Consider the following 13,322-nt stretch of genomic DNA (forward strand, 5'->3'; position numbering starts at 1 on the left):
GTCGTTACGTACGGGCGCATTGGCCAACTGTCGTTCCGTCCACGCTTCGAGTCGCTCGGGGGTCACGGGGCGACCCTCCCGTTCGCCTGGAAGGCCGCGTACGTGACCGGCATCAGCTCGGCAAAGATCGCCTCGACCTGTTCGGCACACATCGCGATCTCGCGCTGAGGGTGGGAGGGGAAGCGGGCGGCCTCCTCCTCGGTGCGGAGGCTGAGGAAGTGCATCAGGCTCCGTGCGTTCAGCGTGACGTACATGGACGAGTAGATGCTGACCGGCAGGACGGATCGGGCGACCTCGCGGGCGATGCCCTCGCCGAGCATCTCGCGGTAGTAGGCCCACGCCTCGTACGCGCTCATCTCGATGGAGCGGCGGGCGGTGTACCGCTGCATGCGGGTGCCGGGCTCGAAGGTGTATCGGCCGGGCCTGCCGACCTGGACGACCTTGCGGTCATCCGCCGGCAGGTAGAAGACGGGCTTCAGCTCGCGGTACCGGGCCGACTCCTCGTTGTACGAGGCCACGCGGTGACGCTGCCACTCGCGGAGGACGAAGATCGGCGCCTCGACGTACAGCGTCATGGAGTTGTGCTCGAAGGGCGAGCCGTGACGATCCCGCATGAGGAAGTTGATCAGGCCCTTCTCGGCCGGGCCGAAGGTGCCGGTCGGCAGGGACTCGGCACCCTTCGTCGAGACTCGGGCGGCGAACACCACGTCCTCGTCAGCCGCGGAGTGCTTGACGAGCTGGACGGTCATGTCGTCGCGGAAGGTGGGGTCGGTCACGGGTTTTCTCCTTGAGTCACAGGTTTACAGTCAGGCCGCGTTTCGGGCGGCCCATTCCTCGTAGGACCGCCGGGACTGCTTCGTGAGGTGCCACATGCCGTAGTCGCACTGGTAGGCACGGTTCTCGCGGTCGATCGGTCCGTGGTGCTCGAAGCGGGCGGCGTGACGGTCGCGCTTGGCCTGGGCCCGGCCGAGTGCCTTCTCGGCGGCACGGCGGTCCGGGAAGGCCCGCTTGTCGGAGCACTCGCAGGACTGGAAGTCGACGGTCTTCATAGTGGTCTCTCCTTCGGTTTCAGTGGCGGGCGATGATGCTGCGGTTACGGGCCATGCGCATGTACGTCAGGACGGTCTGACGCTCTACGTCGAGGTAGGCGGCGAGGTGTCGGGCGGGGTTGAGTACCCCGTCGATCTCGGCCTTCAGGTAGTGCTCGGCCAGGCGGACGAGGAAGGCATTCGGCACGGGGCCAGTCCCCCGGAGGGCCTTCAGCTCGGCGATGTCGGCCTCGGTCATCTTGGGGGCGCGGAGGATCTCGTGCACGGTCATGGTGGCTTCCGTTCTGTGTCATGACGCCCGGAACTTGTCGCACGGGCAGGTAGGTATCTGGCAGGCGCCTCGGGAGTTGCCGGCCATCGAGTGAGTGAAGGGCGCGTGGCCGCATTCGGGGTGGAAGCACCAGCCCTTCCAGCCCTTCTTGCCGTCCACGTTGGCGAGCATCGCGCCGGGGGCGTAGAGCTTGACCATGTGGCCAGAGCCGCCGATCGAGAGCTTGTTCGCGAAGGCTTTGACCTCGACCTCGCTCGCGAACGGCCCCCAGTTCAGGCCGCGGCGACCGTCCTTCCAGGTGTGGACGAGGGCGATCCAGTCCCGCATCTGGAGGATCTCGCCGACCTCCTTGATTACGGCCTTGGCCATCTGGTCGGCGCTCTCGAAGGTGGGGTCCTCCAAGAGCGCCTTGACCGCCTCGACCTCTTCCTTGCGGGGGGTGATTCTCATGGTCTCACCCTAACACCATGACCACACGTTTACATGACGAGCGGGATGAGCTGCATCACACGGTCGTGGAGCTGGGCGAGGCTGCCATCGTTGCGGATCACGTCGTCGAAGAGGTATCCGGCGAGGGCGTTCTCGCTCTCGTGGCCCGGCTCGCCGACCGTGGTCAGGTCCGGCCGCTCGATCGCGACGACCAGGCCGCCACGCTTCCGGATCGCGTCGGCCTCGTTGGGGAAGCGCACGTCCGTGATGACGGTCGGCCCCCACGTCCCGAAGGTGCGGAAGAGGGCGTTCACCCACACGTCCTCGCCGAGGCTCGCCCGGCCGCCCTCGGTGCCGAGGCGCTGGAGGTAGACGCGGACCTCGGGGAACACCTGCTTGACCTCCTCCCATCCATAGGTGTCGACCTCGTACTTCAGGGAGGTGAACCCGTCGCGGTACGAGGAGTCGTCGAGGACGGGGTTCATCGCGTAGAGCATGGCCCGCACGTTGTCCGCGAAGGCTCGGCGGGTCCATCCCGCGTCGAGGAGGGCCTGTGCGGCGGCGTCCTTGCCGGAGCGGGCCTTGCCGGCGAATCCGATCAGGGGGGCGTTCACTGGGGGTTCCTTTCGATCAGGTCGATACGGGGGGCGGTCACTTGATCAGGCTCACGGTGATGGGCTCGGCCTCGTCGATCGCGGTCTCGAAGGACCACTCGCCCGCCATCAGCGACTTGCGCTGCTGAAGGTTGGCGTGTCGGGCCTGGATCGCGCGGAGCATCGCGTCGACCTCGCGGTACTCGCGCTCGATCGCGTTCAGCCGGTCGAGTCGACGGGCGCGGGCGAACGTGGCGGCCTTCTCGTACACGAACTTGCGGTCGCGGCGGTGCAGCTCGACCAGGGCCCGGATGATCTCCCGCGTCCGGGCCGTGGCCCCGTCCGGGGCCGGGTAGTCGCCGATGCCGGTCTGTATGCGGCGGATGCTGAAGCGCCAGTCGATCTGGTCGGCGTGGACGATCGCGGAGTTCGCCAGGCGGGAGCCGAGGACTTCGAGCGTCCCGGACACTCCCCCGCGGCTCCACGTGTTCTGACCGTAGGCGACCTCGAAGGCGGACGGGAGCAGCTCGAAGGCGGTCTCCCCGGAGGCGCCGGGCACGCGGGGCTCGTCGTACATCGGGGCGATCTCGACGACTCCGCTCACGCGGGGGCCGGTCAGCTCGTAGGCGGTAACCCACGGCTTCGAGGCTTCGCTCAGGCGCTCGACGGTGACGACGCCGAAGGACAGGACGAGGGTGGTGGTCATGGTCGTGTCTCTCTTCTCTGTGGTGGGGTGGCCGCCCCCGGCTTTCCCTGTGCCAGGGGCGGCCTGTGTGGATGGTGGAAGGTCAGGCGCCGTAGCAGGACTGGACGGGGATGCCCTCGCCCTTGGCGTGGGTGATGCAGGACTCGGCGCACTCGGCGAAGAACGCGAGGGCCATCTCGGCGGCCTCGTCGATGTCGTCGGCGAACTCGAAGCGGGGGTTCTGCATCGGCATGGACTCGTCGCCGAACATCAGGTGCAGTCGGCGGCCCCGCCAGTAGATCCGGCCTCCGCCTCGCCAGTTGTTCGAGTTCTGCTCGTGGAGCATCGCGTCGCCCATCGGACCGCGCTCGATACGGACTCGGACGGTCGCACCATCGGACAGGGTGACGGCTTCGGTGTACGCGCTCATGGTGGGTTCCCTTCGGGTCAGGAGGAGGTGCCGGCGGAACGCGCGGCGTAGAAGCGGAGGGCCTCGCGGGCCTGGGCTCGGGCGTACGGGCCGCCGTAGAAGCCGGACACGGTGTCGACGGCCTCCCACTCGGGCTCGTCGGCCTCGGGGTCGTCGGTCTGCTCGATGACGACGGTCCACACGTCGCCGGAGAGCCACGCCTCGTACTCCTGCATCTCGGCTTCGATGTAGCCCTCGGAGAGGAGGCCGCGGTCGAGGTGGTACATCTCCTCGCCGGTCATGTACCAGAGGGAGCGGGGGCCGTTGTCGGGGCCGGACTCCAGGACGATGCCGCCGTGCATGATCGCGACGTACCGCGTGAAGGCCTCGATGCCCTTCCACTGGTTCCAGGCCAGGCGGCGCCAGATGTGGGCGAGGGGGCCGCCCTTCGGGTCGACCGGCGGGTACTGGCCGAGGTGGGTGTCGATGGTGATCACGTGGACTTCGGTGTCGGCGTCCTTGCGGGGGTTCTCGGCGTGCTCGTCGCGGACCAGGCGGGCGCGGAGTCGGCCGTCTTCGGTGGTGGCGAGGGCTTCGGACATGGCGTGTGCTCCTTCGGGGGTAGGGGCCGCCCCGGCTTTCCCTGTGCCAGGGCGGCCCGTGGTGATGTGGTCAGGCGGCCTGAGTGGCGGCCTGGGCCTCGGTGTCCCACTCGGGGACCGGGCGGCCGATCTCGGCGTACCGGGCGGCTCGCTTCGCGGCGTTCGCCGCACCCGAGTACGGGCAGCCCTTGTGACGGCGGGGAGGGGCGGGCTTGGCGCCCTTCCGGTCCCGCATGTGGGAGTAGTAGGACTCGAACTCGACGCCGCACAGCTCGTCGACCAGGGCCCAGCGGTGCTCGCTACCGGGGTAGCCGTGGTGGGCTCCGGCGCATCGGGTGCGGGTGCATCCGTCCGGCTCGTCGACCGGGGTCTCTCGGGGCGAGTAGCCCAGCTCGGTCATGCGGGCCCAGGCGGCTTCGAGGCTCGCGAGGTTGCGCGGGTTGGCCTTCATGAAGGGGGCGAGGAACGGGGCGGTCATGATGTCTCCACTTCGGGTCGGTGCGGCTGGACGGGCGGGGGACGGTCAGGCGGTCGCGGCCTCCTCCTCGGCGTGGATCTCGTCGAGCACGGCGTCCGCGTGGCGCTGGAGGATTCCGTACGCGACCTCGTGCGACTCGTAGGCGTCGGCCATCACGCGGATGATCCGGCCGTAGTTGGCCATGAAGGCGAGGTAGGGGCCGAAGGTGAGGGACTGGGCGCGGTGCATGTCCTCCGTGATCACGGCCTTCTCTGCGGCGAAGTCCTCGCCGACGACGGAACGGGTGCGGTACGGGGTGCGGTAGGCGGTCATGTCGGGTCCTTTCGGGGGGGGGTGGTCAGGCGGCGGCGGGGAGGTAGCCGAGGGTGCCGGCGGAGTCGACGGCCCAGACCTCGCCGGGGTCGAGGACGAGATCGCGGGTGGTGATCTCCGAGGCGCAGTGGTCGCAGCGGAAGCGGCCGGAGGCGGTAGCGCCGAAGGGGGCGGACGAGCACTCGGCGCAGATGACGACGATCACGGGTAGCCTTTCGAGAGGCGGTCCCTCCCCATTCCCTGTGGGGAGGGGCCGCTTTGCGTCAGCGGGCGAGGGCGGCGAGAAGGTTCTTCACGCGGCCGAAGGTGGTCAGGTACAGGGCGGCAAGGGCGGTCTTCATCAGCCCTCGGCCGTCTCGATCGCGTCGAAGAGGGCGAGCAGCTCGTCCGAGAGCCTCAGCTCGTACTCGCTGACGTGCCGGACCTCCTCGGGCGGGAGCATCTCGACGGGGAGGGCGAAGGCGAGCTTCGCGGCGGCCTCGGAGAGGTTCAGGAGCGTGTGCCACTCGTCGGTCATGGGGTCGTAGTCCTCGCGCCACTTGTCGACCTCTCGCGTGATGGCGAGGACTGCGCGGGCGGCGGTCTGGATGCTCTCGAAGGCGATCGATCCGGGGGTGTTCACGGACGGCGTCATGTCTGCCTCTTTCTGGGGGAGTTGGGGGGCCGCCCCTGTCGGTTCCCTGTGCGTCAGGGGCGGCCCGTGGTGCGTGGAGTGATCAGGCGGCGATGGCTCGGCGTCCGCCGACCCGCGTCTGTCCGAGGTCGGCACTGCGGGCTGCGGCCTCTCCGGCGGCCCTGCCGCTACCGGACCGGCGGGAGGAACCGCTACTCCGGGCGTTCGGGTATGCCTGCCGGAAGCGGGCCGCGGTGACGGCCTTCCGGTCCGCGAGGACCAGCTCGGCGCTGCGGCCGGTCGCAGTCGGTCCGGCCTCCTGGCGGGTGCGGGCCTCGATCTCCCGGAGCCGCTTGTCGATGGTCAGGATGAACCCGGCTATCCACGACTTCCGGTAGGTGATCGTCTTCTCACCCGGCCGGGGGCGGCCCTGCCGCATCCCGTTGAACATCTGAAGGAGAAGGCTGGTGAACAGCAGCTCCACCCGGTCGAGGTCGGACTCGTACCCGAACATGTGGACCTCGCCGCCGAGGTCGATCCCCTTGCAGTTCAGGGCCGTTGCGATGTACCCGAGGAGGAGCCGTCGGTCGTTGGCGTAGTTGCCAGTGATCTTGATGATGCGGTCGCCGGGCCGGTCCTGCGACGGGTCGGAGTCGGCGAGCATCGCCCGCTCGATCCCGTACTTCGCCATGAGAGCGGCGGCCTTCGCGAAGTAGGTCTGTGCCTCCTCGGGGGTGGCGGCCGGGTCCTCGGCCTTCGCCAGGATGGCGCGGATTCGGGCGAGCTTGCCGTCTTCAGGCATGGGGGTAGTCATGATTGGCCTTTCAAGGGGAGTTACTGACCTGCGCCGGTCGGCATCGTCAGAGGGGAGGAACCGCCTCCCGCTGACCTCCTTTCGGAGGTTTCGCCTTTGCGCTGGGGTGTGGGTCAGGCGCGGAGCTTGACCGTGGTCGACTGCATGACGGCCGAGTACTGGCCGACCATGAGCGCCTGTACCGTCTGGCGGTGCTCGGTGTCCTTGAGCGGGAGGACCGCCCCGAGGGCCCGGCACACACGCTCGATCAGACCGGCCATGTCCTCGCGGTCGACCAGGGCCGCACAGGCGATGCAGGCGTGCCAGATCCCGTCGTCGTCGAACAGCACCGCGTCACCGGCCCCGTTCGTCAGACCGACGACCGGCCGGTCCGGGCTGAGTACGTACTTCCAGCGGGCGACGCCGGGCAGGTTGCAGAAGTCGCAGTCCATGAGTCCTCGTTCCGGGTTGGGGGGCCGCCCCGGCTTTCCCTGTGCCAGGGCGGCCCGTAGGGGTTGGGTGATCAGACCTGCGAGGGCTTGGCCGACTTGCGGCCGGAGGTGTTCATCGCGTCGCGTACGGCGGTAAGCGCGTCCTTGACCTCGGAGAGCTGCGCGGCGTGCGCTACGGCCTGCGAGAGCTGCCAGGCGGTCACCTTGTAGGCCGTGGCCTCGGTGTCCTCCGCGTGCTCGGCGAGCCACTTCCGGCTGATGTCCGCGAGGACCAGATCGGTAGCCTCGGCGAGGACGGCGGCCCGGAGGAGGGTCTCCCAGTGGCTTTCCATCCACAGGTTCATCAGGTGGGCGCGACGCTCGACCCCGGCGAGAGCGGAGATCGCTCGGCCTTCCAGCTCCCGCCGCTCGTTCGCGGCCGAGTGGAGACCCTTGTCCGAGAACTTGCGGGCCGAGTAGCGCATCTCTTCGCGCTCGGTGGACAGGGCGAGACAGACGACCTCGCGGTGACGCTCGACGGTGCCGGCGGCGTGCTGGATCGCCGCGACGAGGGGGGACGTGCTCATGTGATCCTCACAATCGGGTGATGCGGGCTGGCATCTTCAGAGGGCAGGAACCGCCTGCCGCTGACGCCCCGAGGGGCGTTTCGCCTTTGCATCCGAGGGGGGGAGGTGGCCGCCCCTGCCCATTCCCTGTGGGAGGGGCGGCCGGGGAAGATCAGGCCCGCGCCAAGTCGCGGTTAGAGGTGACCTCCTGCACGGAGATCCCGTGCTCGTGCATCACGCCGCAGTCGTCGCCGTCGCAGTAACCGGACTCGGCGCACTCCTCGCGGAGCATCTGTGCGTGCATCTCGGCGCAACCCTGTGCGTACTGCCAGGCCGACCACAGGGAGGTGAAGCGGGACTCCGCGTCGCGCTCGTACCCCTCGCGCTGGGTGACCAGGAACGTGCCGCCCTTGACGGGCTCGACCTCCCAGTGCCCCATGAGGTCGCCGTTCTCGCGCCAGACGCGCACCTCGTGCGTCGGCTCGCACTCACCCTCGAACGTGCACCCCGTGCCGTCGCAGTAACCGGTGAAGCAGTGCCACGACTCGGCCGGGTCGCACTCGCTTTCCTGGCACGTGTCGCACTCGCGCTGGTTCATCACGTGCATGCCGCAGCACTCGCAGTCGTGGGCGCCTCGGATGATCTCCTGCGACTCGTCCTCGATCAGGTCCCAACCCTCGGGGATGAACTCCCACACGTCGGCGGGCTCGTCGTCGAGGTAGTGGTCGATGTACGTCGTCTCGCCGTCCGCGTCCTCGACGATCAGCATCAGGTAGTACGCGGCAACACCGGGGGCAACGATGGTCGACATGTGTCCTCGCAATCAGGGGTGATGCAGGGCTGGCATCTTCAGAGGGGAGGAACCGAACCTCCCGCTGACACCCCCCACCACGGCCAGACCAGGGCCGTAGGGGCACGCGGGGTGTTTCGCCTTGGGGTGGCCGCCCCCGCTTTCCCTGTGCGGGGGCGACCTGACCACACCTTTACAGGCAGGGCTTAGGAACTGACGCGCTCCGAGAGCTGCGCTTCCAGTTCGGCTATGCGCTTACGCGCCTGGTCGTAGTCGTAGGACACCTGGTCGAGGCGGTTGCGCAGGTTGTACGCAATGGTCAGGAGGTCGAAGCGCTGAACCTCGCGCTTGGCCAGGTTGACCGGGCGGGAGAGCTTCGGCCGCTCAAGCTCGGCGATCTGCTCGGCCGTGAGGTACACGGGGCCGGCGCAGTAGGTGCACTTCTCCCCTGCATCCCGCTCGGAGAGGTTCCGCTCGTAGACGTTGAAGTCCACGTGCTCGTAGCACCGGAAGTCACCCTCGGACCGCATGACCCCTACCGCCTTGCCGTACTTGCGGTCGATGTCGCTGAACACGAACTTCATGGTTCCTGCCTCTCAGCTTAGCCGCTCGATCACACCTTAACAAGCGGCTGAGATTTTCGCCGAACCGTCCGGTCCGGCGCTGCTCTAACCTTACCACATTCGCTGTGGCCTGCCGTCTCGGCCGCTTACTTGGCAGACATCCCGGTCGTTTCCGGGCGGGCATTCCCTGGTCTGCCGTTCGGCGCGGTGCCGATCGAGCTGCTCACAGCTTAACACGGTTCCGGGCCCGTTCCACAACCCCCGTTGTGAGCTGCGGTTTTGCCTGCCTGCCGTGCCTGCCGGTCGTCGTTGCCGGGCTCGTTCGTCCTGCTGTGGTCACAGCTTAACAGACTCTCGGGGCGGTGTGTCCAATCGGCCTGCCTGCCCTTCCTACGTACGTACGTAGGGACGACGACGGGCGACGACGGGCGACGACGGGCGACGACGGACGACGACGGGCAACGGTCGACGGTCGACGACGACGACGACGGGCAACGGGCTCGGCAGGCTCGGCATGCGCCGCTGTCCGTATGGCCCGGCCTATGCCGCATGCCCTGTCATGTGTCGCTGTGTGCGCTGTGCCTACCTATGGCGCATGCATGCACGTGTGCCCACATCACGCATGCTGTGTGCTCTCGATTCACTTACGCATGCGTTCACGCGTGATGTCTCGTGTGTCCGTTTCGACCCCGAACGCCGGCCTCGCACACGTGTGTCTGATGTGTCGCAAACACGCCGGCCTGGCCCTCGATGGGTGGGGATGTGACCCCTCGCCGGATTTTTTCCAGCCCGCTCCGTCTTAGCAGCTCGGATTCTGCCACAGTTCCAGGGTCGACGAGGGCTGCGCCGGCACTTTGCCGCGGCGAGAGAAGCCCCAGGTCAGCGGCGGCAAGAGCGTTCTGCAGCACCCCTCGCAGCGGTGCACAGGAACGGATGCCGGCGGTTGGGGTCAGCGCCGCCCGCTTCGCCCCTCAGCACCGCCCAGCTCGGCCGCGCTCGCCCGCCTGAAGTACGTCTCTACGTCTTCCCGCAGTGCCGCCCTACCGGGCGGCCATCGCCGCTGGAGTCTTCCCGAAGGGGCGGCCTCCGGCCGCCACAGACGTTTGCCATCTTCCCGCTGTCGGCCCCTTCCGGGGCCGCTCTGCTCCTTCGCCGCTGCTCCTTCGCCGTCGCCCTTCGGGCGCCGCCGGTAAGTGACGCAGATCACAGGCTTCCGTCTTTCCGGAATCAAGATCAACTTGCGACTTATATATGTAAGTACGTAAGTCGCAAGGCTCGCGAATAGCAGGCTTGGGCCCCCGTAAGGGGGCCACCTGAGAGAAGACGAAAGACGCGAAGACGTCTTTACGTCTTTCGCGTGTAGGGGGTCTGCTTGAAGATCCTCGAACTTTGCGCCGGGTATGGCGGCCTGGGAATGGCTGTCGCTCCCCTCGTAGGTGGACACATCGCTTACGTGGCAGAGAGCGCGCCAGGCCCGAGCGCTGTTCTTGCAGCTAGGCACCCGGATGCCCCGAACCTGGGCGACATCCGAGAGATCGACTGGGAACAGCTCGTCGGCGAGGTCGACGTAATCACCGCAGGGTTCCCCTGCCAGGACATCAGCATTGCGGGGAACCGGGTTGGAATTCGAGGCTCTCGTTCTGGAGTGTGGGTCAACGTCCTCGACGCAATTCGCGTCATACGACCGAGAGTCGCGTTCCTGGAAAACGTCTCGAACCTCCGGACGCGGGGCCTCGAAGTCGTCCTCGGTGACCTGGCCGAGATCGGGTACAGCGCGCGGTGGGTGTGCGTTCGAGCTACCGCAGCTTCGAGCCCTCACCTCCGTGACCGGTGGTTCTGTATCGCGACCCCTGAAGACGCCGACCGCGAACCTGGGCAGTAACGGGGGCGCTCGCCCTCCTGCTGAGCGTCGAGCTGGTGGCCACGGGCCGACCCTCGACGACGAGGTTTGCTACCTCCTCCCCTACTCGGATGCGATCCGGGAAGGGCGGGAGCCTGAACCTGCGGTCGACGGACCGCACTCCCCCGCTCACTGGTGGGGCGAGTACCTCCCCGCCATCCGGCAGTGGGAGGAAGTGACCGGCCGTGCCGCTCCCCCGCCTACCGAGGTGGGCCGGAAGGGCGGGCCGAGAGTCACGGTCGAGTGGGTTGAGTGGCTCATGGGCCTCCCCCTCGGCCACGTAACAGACGTGCCGGGCCTGACGCGCGGGCAACAGCTCCAGATCCTCGGGAACGGTGTCGTCCCCCAACAGGCGTCGACCGCTTTCAGGGCTCTCCTCTTGGAGGTGTGATGCCGAACTGGGCAGGCTCCGACCGGAAAGAGAGACTGCCGGCCGACTGGCCGCGCATCCGACTTCGCGTCCTGCGACGGGACGGACATCGCTGCACTCACCGAGACGACTACGGGGTGCGATGCGATGAGCCCGCTACGGACGTGGATCACATCGTGCCTGGTGATGACCATCGAGAGACCAACCTACGAGCGCTCTGCGGGTTTCACCACCAGGCCAAATCCTCTCGCGAGGGAGCCCTCGCTCTGGCCGCGAAGCGGCGACGCAACAACGCACGATTCCGCAGGACGGAGGCTCATCCCGGCCTGATCGGTTAGGAGGTGAGCCCATGCCCGGCCCTGTACCGAACCGCGAGGCCGACCTCGCCCGCCCGCGTGAGCGCAAGGGCAGTGACGCTCAGTCGGTGACGCGAGGCGTCGCCCGGCCCACGAAGATCCCGAACGCGGATCGCAACTGGCACCCGATCGCGAAGCGCCTGTGGGACTCCCTGAAGGAGTCCGGGCAGGCCGACTTCTACCAGCAGAGTGACTGGGCCCTCGCCTACTCGCTGTGCGAAGACCTCTCCTACTACAAGAAGAGTGGCAAGCGGTCGGGGCAGATGCTCCAGACCATCTACAGCGCTTTCGAGCGGCTGCTCGTCGCTGAAGGCGACCGGCGCCGTGTGCGTATCGAGCTGCACGAGCCCGCACCAGAGAAGCAGTCCGCGGCCGTGGTCGCGATTGCCGACTACAAGAAGGATCTCGGACTCGCCGAGTAGCGCCGGGGGGTGAGTCATGGCCGCGACCGCAGCCCTCACCCTCGAAGAGATCGAGGCCCTGGAGCCGGAGTTCCACGGGCCGACCTGGCAGAAGGACGCCTTCGGTCAGTGGAAGTTGCCGGCGCGCACGCTCGGCTGGCAGATCGCCGGATGGTGCGCTGAGTACCTCGACGGCGAGGGCTCCACGGACGAGGAGCGGGTTCCCTGGAAGTTCACTCGGGAACAGCTCCGCTTCCTCCTGTGGTGGTACGCGATCGACGAGGACGGCGAGTTCGTCTACAGGACCGGTGTCTTGCAACGGCTGAAGGGCTGGGGCAAGGACCCGCTCTTGGCCGTGATCAGCCTCGTCGAGTTCGTGGGCCCCTCGCGCTTCTCCCACTGGGACGAGAACGGGGAGCCGGTAGCCAAGCCGCACCCGCAAGCGTGGGTGCAGGTGACGGCCGTCAGCCAAGAGCAGACGACGAACACCATGGGCTACCTCCCCGTGCTGATGTCCGAGCGTCTCATTCAGACGTACGGCATCAAGATGGGTGCCGAGCTGATCCGGGCCGACCGGGGGCGTAAGCGCCTTCAGGCGGTGACCAGCTCCTACCGTGCGATCGAGGGCAAGCGGACGACTTTCACGCTGCTCAACGAAACGCATCACTGGATCTTGGGCAACGGCGGCCACAAGATGTACGAGACCATCGACGGTAACGCGACGAAGATGGACTCCCGCTACCTGTCGATCACCAACGCCTTCATGCCCGGCGAAGACTCCGTTGCCGAGCGAATGCGCGAGGCGTACGAGAAGGTCCGCGAGGGCCTGGCGGCCGACGTTGGCGCACTGTACGACTCGATCGAGGCCCACCCGAAGACCCCGCTGACGGCAGAGGCCCTGCGGATCGTCATCCCGAAGATCAGGGGCGACGCCGTGTGGCTCAAGGTCGAGTCCATCATCAAGTCCGTTCTGAACCTGACGATCTCGGCCGCGCGCTCGCGGCGCATGTACCTCAATCAGATCGTCGCCGAAGAGGACGCGATCTTCGGTCCGGCTGAGTGGGATGTCCTGCGGGACGACTCCAAGACGCTTCAGCCTGGCGACGAGATCACCCTCGGGTTCGACGGCGGCAAGACCGACGACGCGACCGCCTTGATAGCGCTCCGCGTCAAGGACATGTGCGCGTTCGTGCTCGGCCTGTGGGAGAAGCCGGACGGCCCGGCCGGGCAGAACTGGGAAGTCCCCCGCGCACAGGTCGACTCCGCCGTTCACAGCGCCTTCGGCTCCTTCACAGTGCAGGGCTTCTACGCCGATGTCGCCCTATGGGAGAGCTACATCAGCGAATGGTCCGAGACGTACGGCGAGGGCCTGGCCGTGAAGGCGCCCGGCAAGGACTCGATCGGCTGGGACATGCGAACGTCACTGAAGGCATCGACGATGGCGCACGAGCGCCTGATGCGCAGCGTCTTCGATCGCAAGCTGATCCACGATGGCGACCTCAAGCTCCGCCGGCACGCGCTGAACGCGCGTCGCCGGGTGAACAACTACGGCATCTCATTCGGCAAGGAAAGCCGGGAGAGCCCCAAGAAGGTCGACGCTTACGCGGCGCTCATGCTGGCGCACGAGGCCCTGGTCGACCTTCGAGCCCGTGGCAAGAAGGTCCGCAAGCGGACCGGCCGCGGGTTCTTCCTGTAGCCCTGTAAACCTGTG

Annotated in this window: 20 protein-coding genes; 3 read left to right on the forward strand and 17 right to left on the reverse strand. The window is 67.5% G+C overall.

The features are described from left to right. Window positions 1-62: 62 nt before the first annotated feature. The 17 genes from thyX to CHF15_RS14685 form a co-directional block, all read right to left on the reverse strand. A complete protein-coding gene (gene thyX / locus CHF15_RS14605) occupies window positions 63-749 on the reverse strand; it encodes an FAD-dependent thymidylate synthase (RefSeq protein WP_220093292.1) in 687 nt (228 codons plus the stop codon). A gap of 57 nt (window positions 750-806) precedes the next feature. Then, a complete protein-coding gene (locus CHF15_RS14610; RefSeq protein WP_089224198.1) occupies window positions 807-1,049 on the reverse strand; it encodes a hypothetical protein in 243 nt (80 codons plus the stop codon). 19 nt (window positions 1,050-1,068) lie between these two features. Next, a complete protein-coding gene (locus CHF15_RS14615) occupies window positions 1,069-1,320 on the reverse strand; it encodes a hypothetical protein (RefSeq protein ID WP_089224199.1) in 252 nt (83 codons plus the stop codon). Between the two features lie 18 nt (window positions 1,321-1,338). After that, window positions 1,339-1,770 (reverse strand): hypothetical protein, encoded by a 432-nt coding sequence (locus tag CHF15_RS14620; protein WP_089224200.1) that lies wholly within the window; start codon window positions 1,768-1,770, stop codon window positions 1,339-1,341. A 29-nt stretch (window positions 1,771-1,799) separates the two neighbouring features. Continuing rightward, window positions 1,800-2,363: a deoxynucleotide monophosphate kinase family protein gene (locus CHF15_RS14625; protein WP_089224201.1), complete on the reverse strand. Its 564-nt coding sequence runs from the start codon at window positions 2,361-2,363 to the stop codon at window positions 1,800-1,802. Window positions 2,364-2,400: 37 nt separating this feature from the next. Further along, window positions 2,401-3,048 carry a hypothetical protein gene (locus CHF15_RS14630; protein ID WP_089224202.1) on the reverse strand — a complete coding sequence of 216 codons (648 nt, stop codon included), beginning with the start codon at window positions 3,046-3,048 and terminating at the stop codon, window positions 2,401-2,403. An 82-nt stretch (window positions 3,049-3,130) separates the two neighbouring features. After that, window positions 3,131-3,457, reverse strand: a complete 327-nt coding sequence (locus tag CHF15_RS14635; protein ID WP_089224203.1) for a hypothetical protein — start codon at window positions 3,455-3,457, stop codon at window positions 3,131-3,133. Between the two features lie 17 nt (window positions 3,458-3,474). Beyond that, window positions 3,475-4,038: a hypothetical protein gene (locus CHF15_RS14640; RefSeq protein ID WP_089224204.1), complete on the reverse strand. Its 564-nt coding sequence runs from the start codon at window positions 4,036-4,038 to the stop codon at window positions 3,475-3,477. A 70-nt stretch (window positions 4,039-4,108) separates the two neighbouring features. Further along, on the reverse strand, window positions 4,109-4,516 hold the full coding sequence (locus tag CHF15_RS14645; RefSeq protein WP_089224205.1) for a hypothetical protein: 408 nt from the start codon (window positions 4,514-4,516) through the stop codon (window positions 4,109-4,111). A gap of 45 nt (window positions 4,517-4,561) precedes the next feature. After that, entirely contained in the window at window positions 4,562-4,828 is a 267-nt protein-coding gene (locus CHF15_RS14650) for a hypothetical protein (RefSeq protein WP_089224206.1), read from the reverse strand. A 25-nt stretch (window positions 4,829-4,853) separates the two neighbouring features. After that, complete coding sequence (locus CHF15_RS14655) at window positions 4,854-5,033, reverse strand: hypothetical protein (RefSeq protein WP_089224207.1); 180 nt, start codon at window positions 5,031-5,033, stop codon at window positions 4,854-4,856. Window positions 5,034-5,168: 135 nt separating this feature from the next. Then, window positions 5,169-5,462 carry a hypothetical protein gene (locus tag CHF15_RS14660; RefSeq protein WP_089224208.1) on the reverse strand — a complete coding sequence of 98 codons (294 nt, stop codon included), beginning with the start codon at window positions 5,460-5,462 and terminating at the stop codon, window positions 5,169-5,171. Window positions 5,463-5,544: 82 nt separating this feature from the next. After that, entirely contained in the window at window positions 5,545-6,243 is a 699-nt protein-coding gene (locus CHF15_RS14665; protein ID WP_220093288.1) for a DUF2786 domain-containing protein, read from the reverse strand. A 125-nt stretch (window positions 6,244-6,368) separates the two neighbouring features. After that, window positions 6,369-6,686, reverse strand: coding sequence for a hypothetical protein (locus CHF15_RS14670; protein WP_089224210.1), 318 nt, complete (start codon window positions 6,684-6,686; stop codon window positions 6,369-6,371). A gap of 71 nt (window positions 6,687-6,757) precedes the next feature. After that, window positions 6,758-7,252: a hypothetical protein gene (locus CHF15_RS14675; RefSeq protein ID WP_089224211.1), complete on the reverse strand. Its 495-nt coding sequence runs from the start codon at window positions 7,250-7,252 to the stop codon at window positions 6,758-6,760. 151 nt (window positions 7,253-7,403) lie between these two features. Continuing rightward, on the reverse strand, window positions 7,404-8,042 hold the full coding sequence (locus tag CHF15_RS14680) for a hypothetical protein (protein ID WP_089224212.1): 639 nt from the start codon (window positions 8,040-8,042) through the stop codon (window positions 7,404-7,406). 185 nt (window positions 8,043-8,227) lie between these two features. Beyond that, the gene (locus CHF15_RS14685) at window positions 8,228-8,605 is read right to left on the reverse strand and encodes a hypothetical protein (protein WP_089224213.1); all 378 of its coding nucleotides are present in this window, start codon (window positions 8,603-8,605) and stop codon (window positions 8,228-8,230) included. Between the two features lie 1,351 nt (window positions 8,606-9,956). Here CHF15_RS14685 and CHF15_RS14690 point away from each other — a divergent pair. The 3 genes from CHF15_RS14690 to CHF15_RS14710 all read left to right on the forward strand — a co-directional run bounded on the left by CHF15_RS14690 (window position 9,957) and on the right by CHF15_RS14710 (window position 13,307). Continuing rightward, entirely contained in the window at window positions 9,957-10,466 is a 510-nt protein-coding gene (locus tag CHF15_RS14690; RefSeq protein WP_220093289.1) for a DNA cytosine methyltransferase, read from the forward strand. A gap of 737 nt (window positions 10,467-11,203) precedes the next feature. Further along, window positions 11,204-11,632, forward strand: coding sequence for a phage terminase small subunit (locus CHF15_RS14705; protein WP_089224217.1), 429 nt, complete (start codon window positions 11,204-11,206; stop codon window positions 11,630-11,632). A gap of 16 nt (window positions 11,633-11,648) precedes the next feature. Further along, window positions 11,649-13,307 (forward strand): terminase, encoded by a 1,659-nt coding sequence (locus CHF15_RS14710; protein WP_089224218.1) that lies wholly within the window; start codon window positions 11,649-11,651, stop codon window positions 13,305-13,307. Window positions 13,308-13,322: the final 15 nt, after the last annotated feature.

It is taken from the genome of Actinacidiphila glaucinigra, assembly GCF_900188405.1.
Classification (GTDB): Bacteria; Actinomycetota; Actinomycetes; order Streptomycetales; family Streptomycetaceae; genus Actinacidiphila; species Actinacidiphila glaucinigra.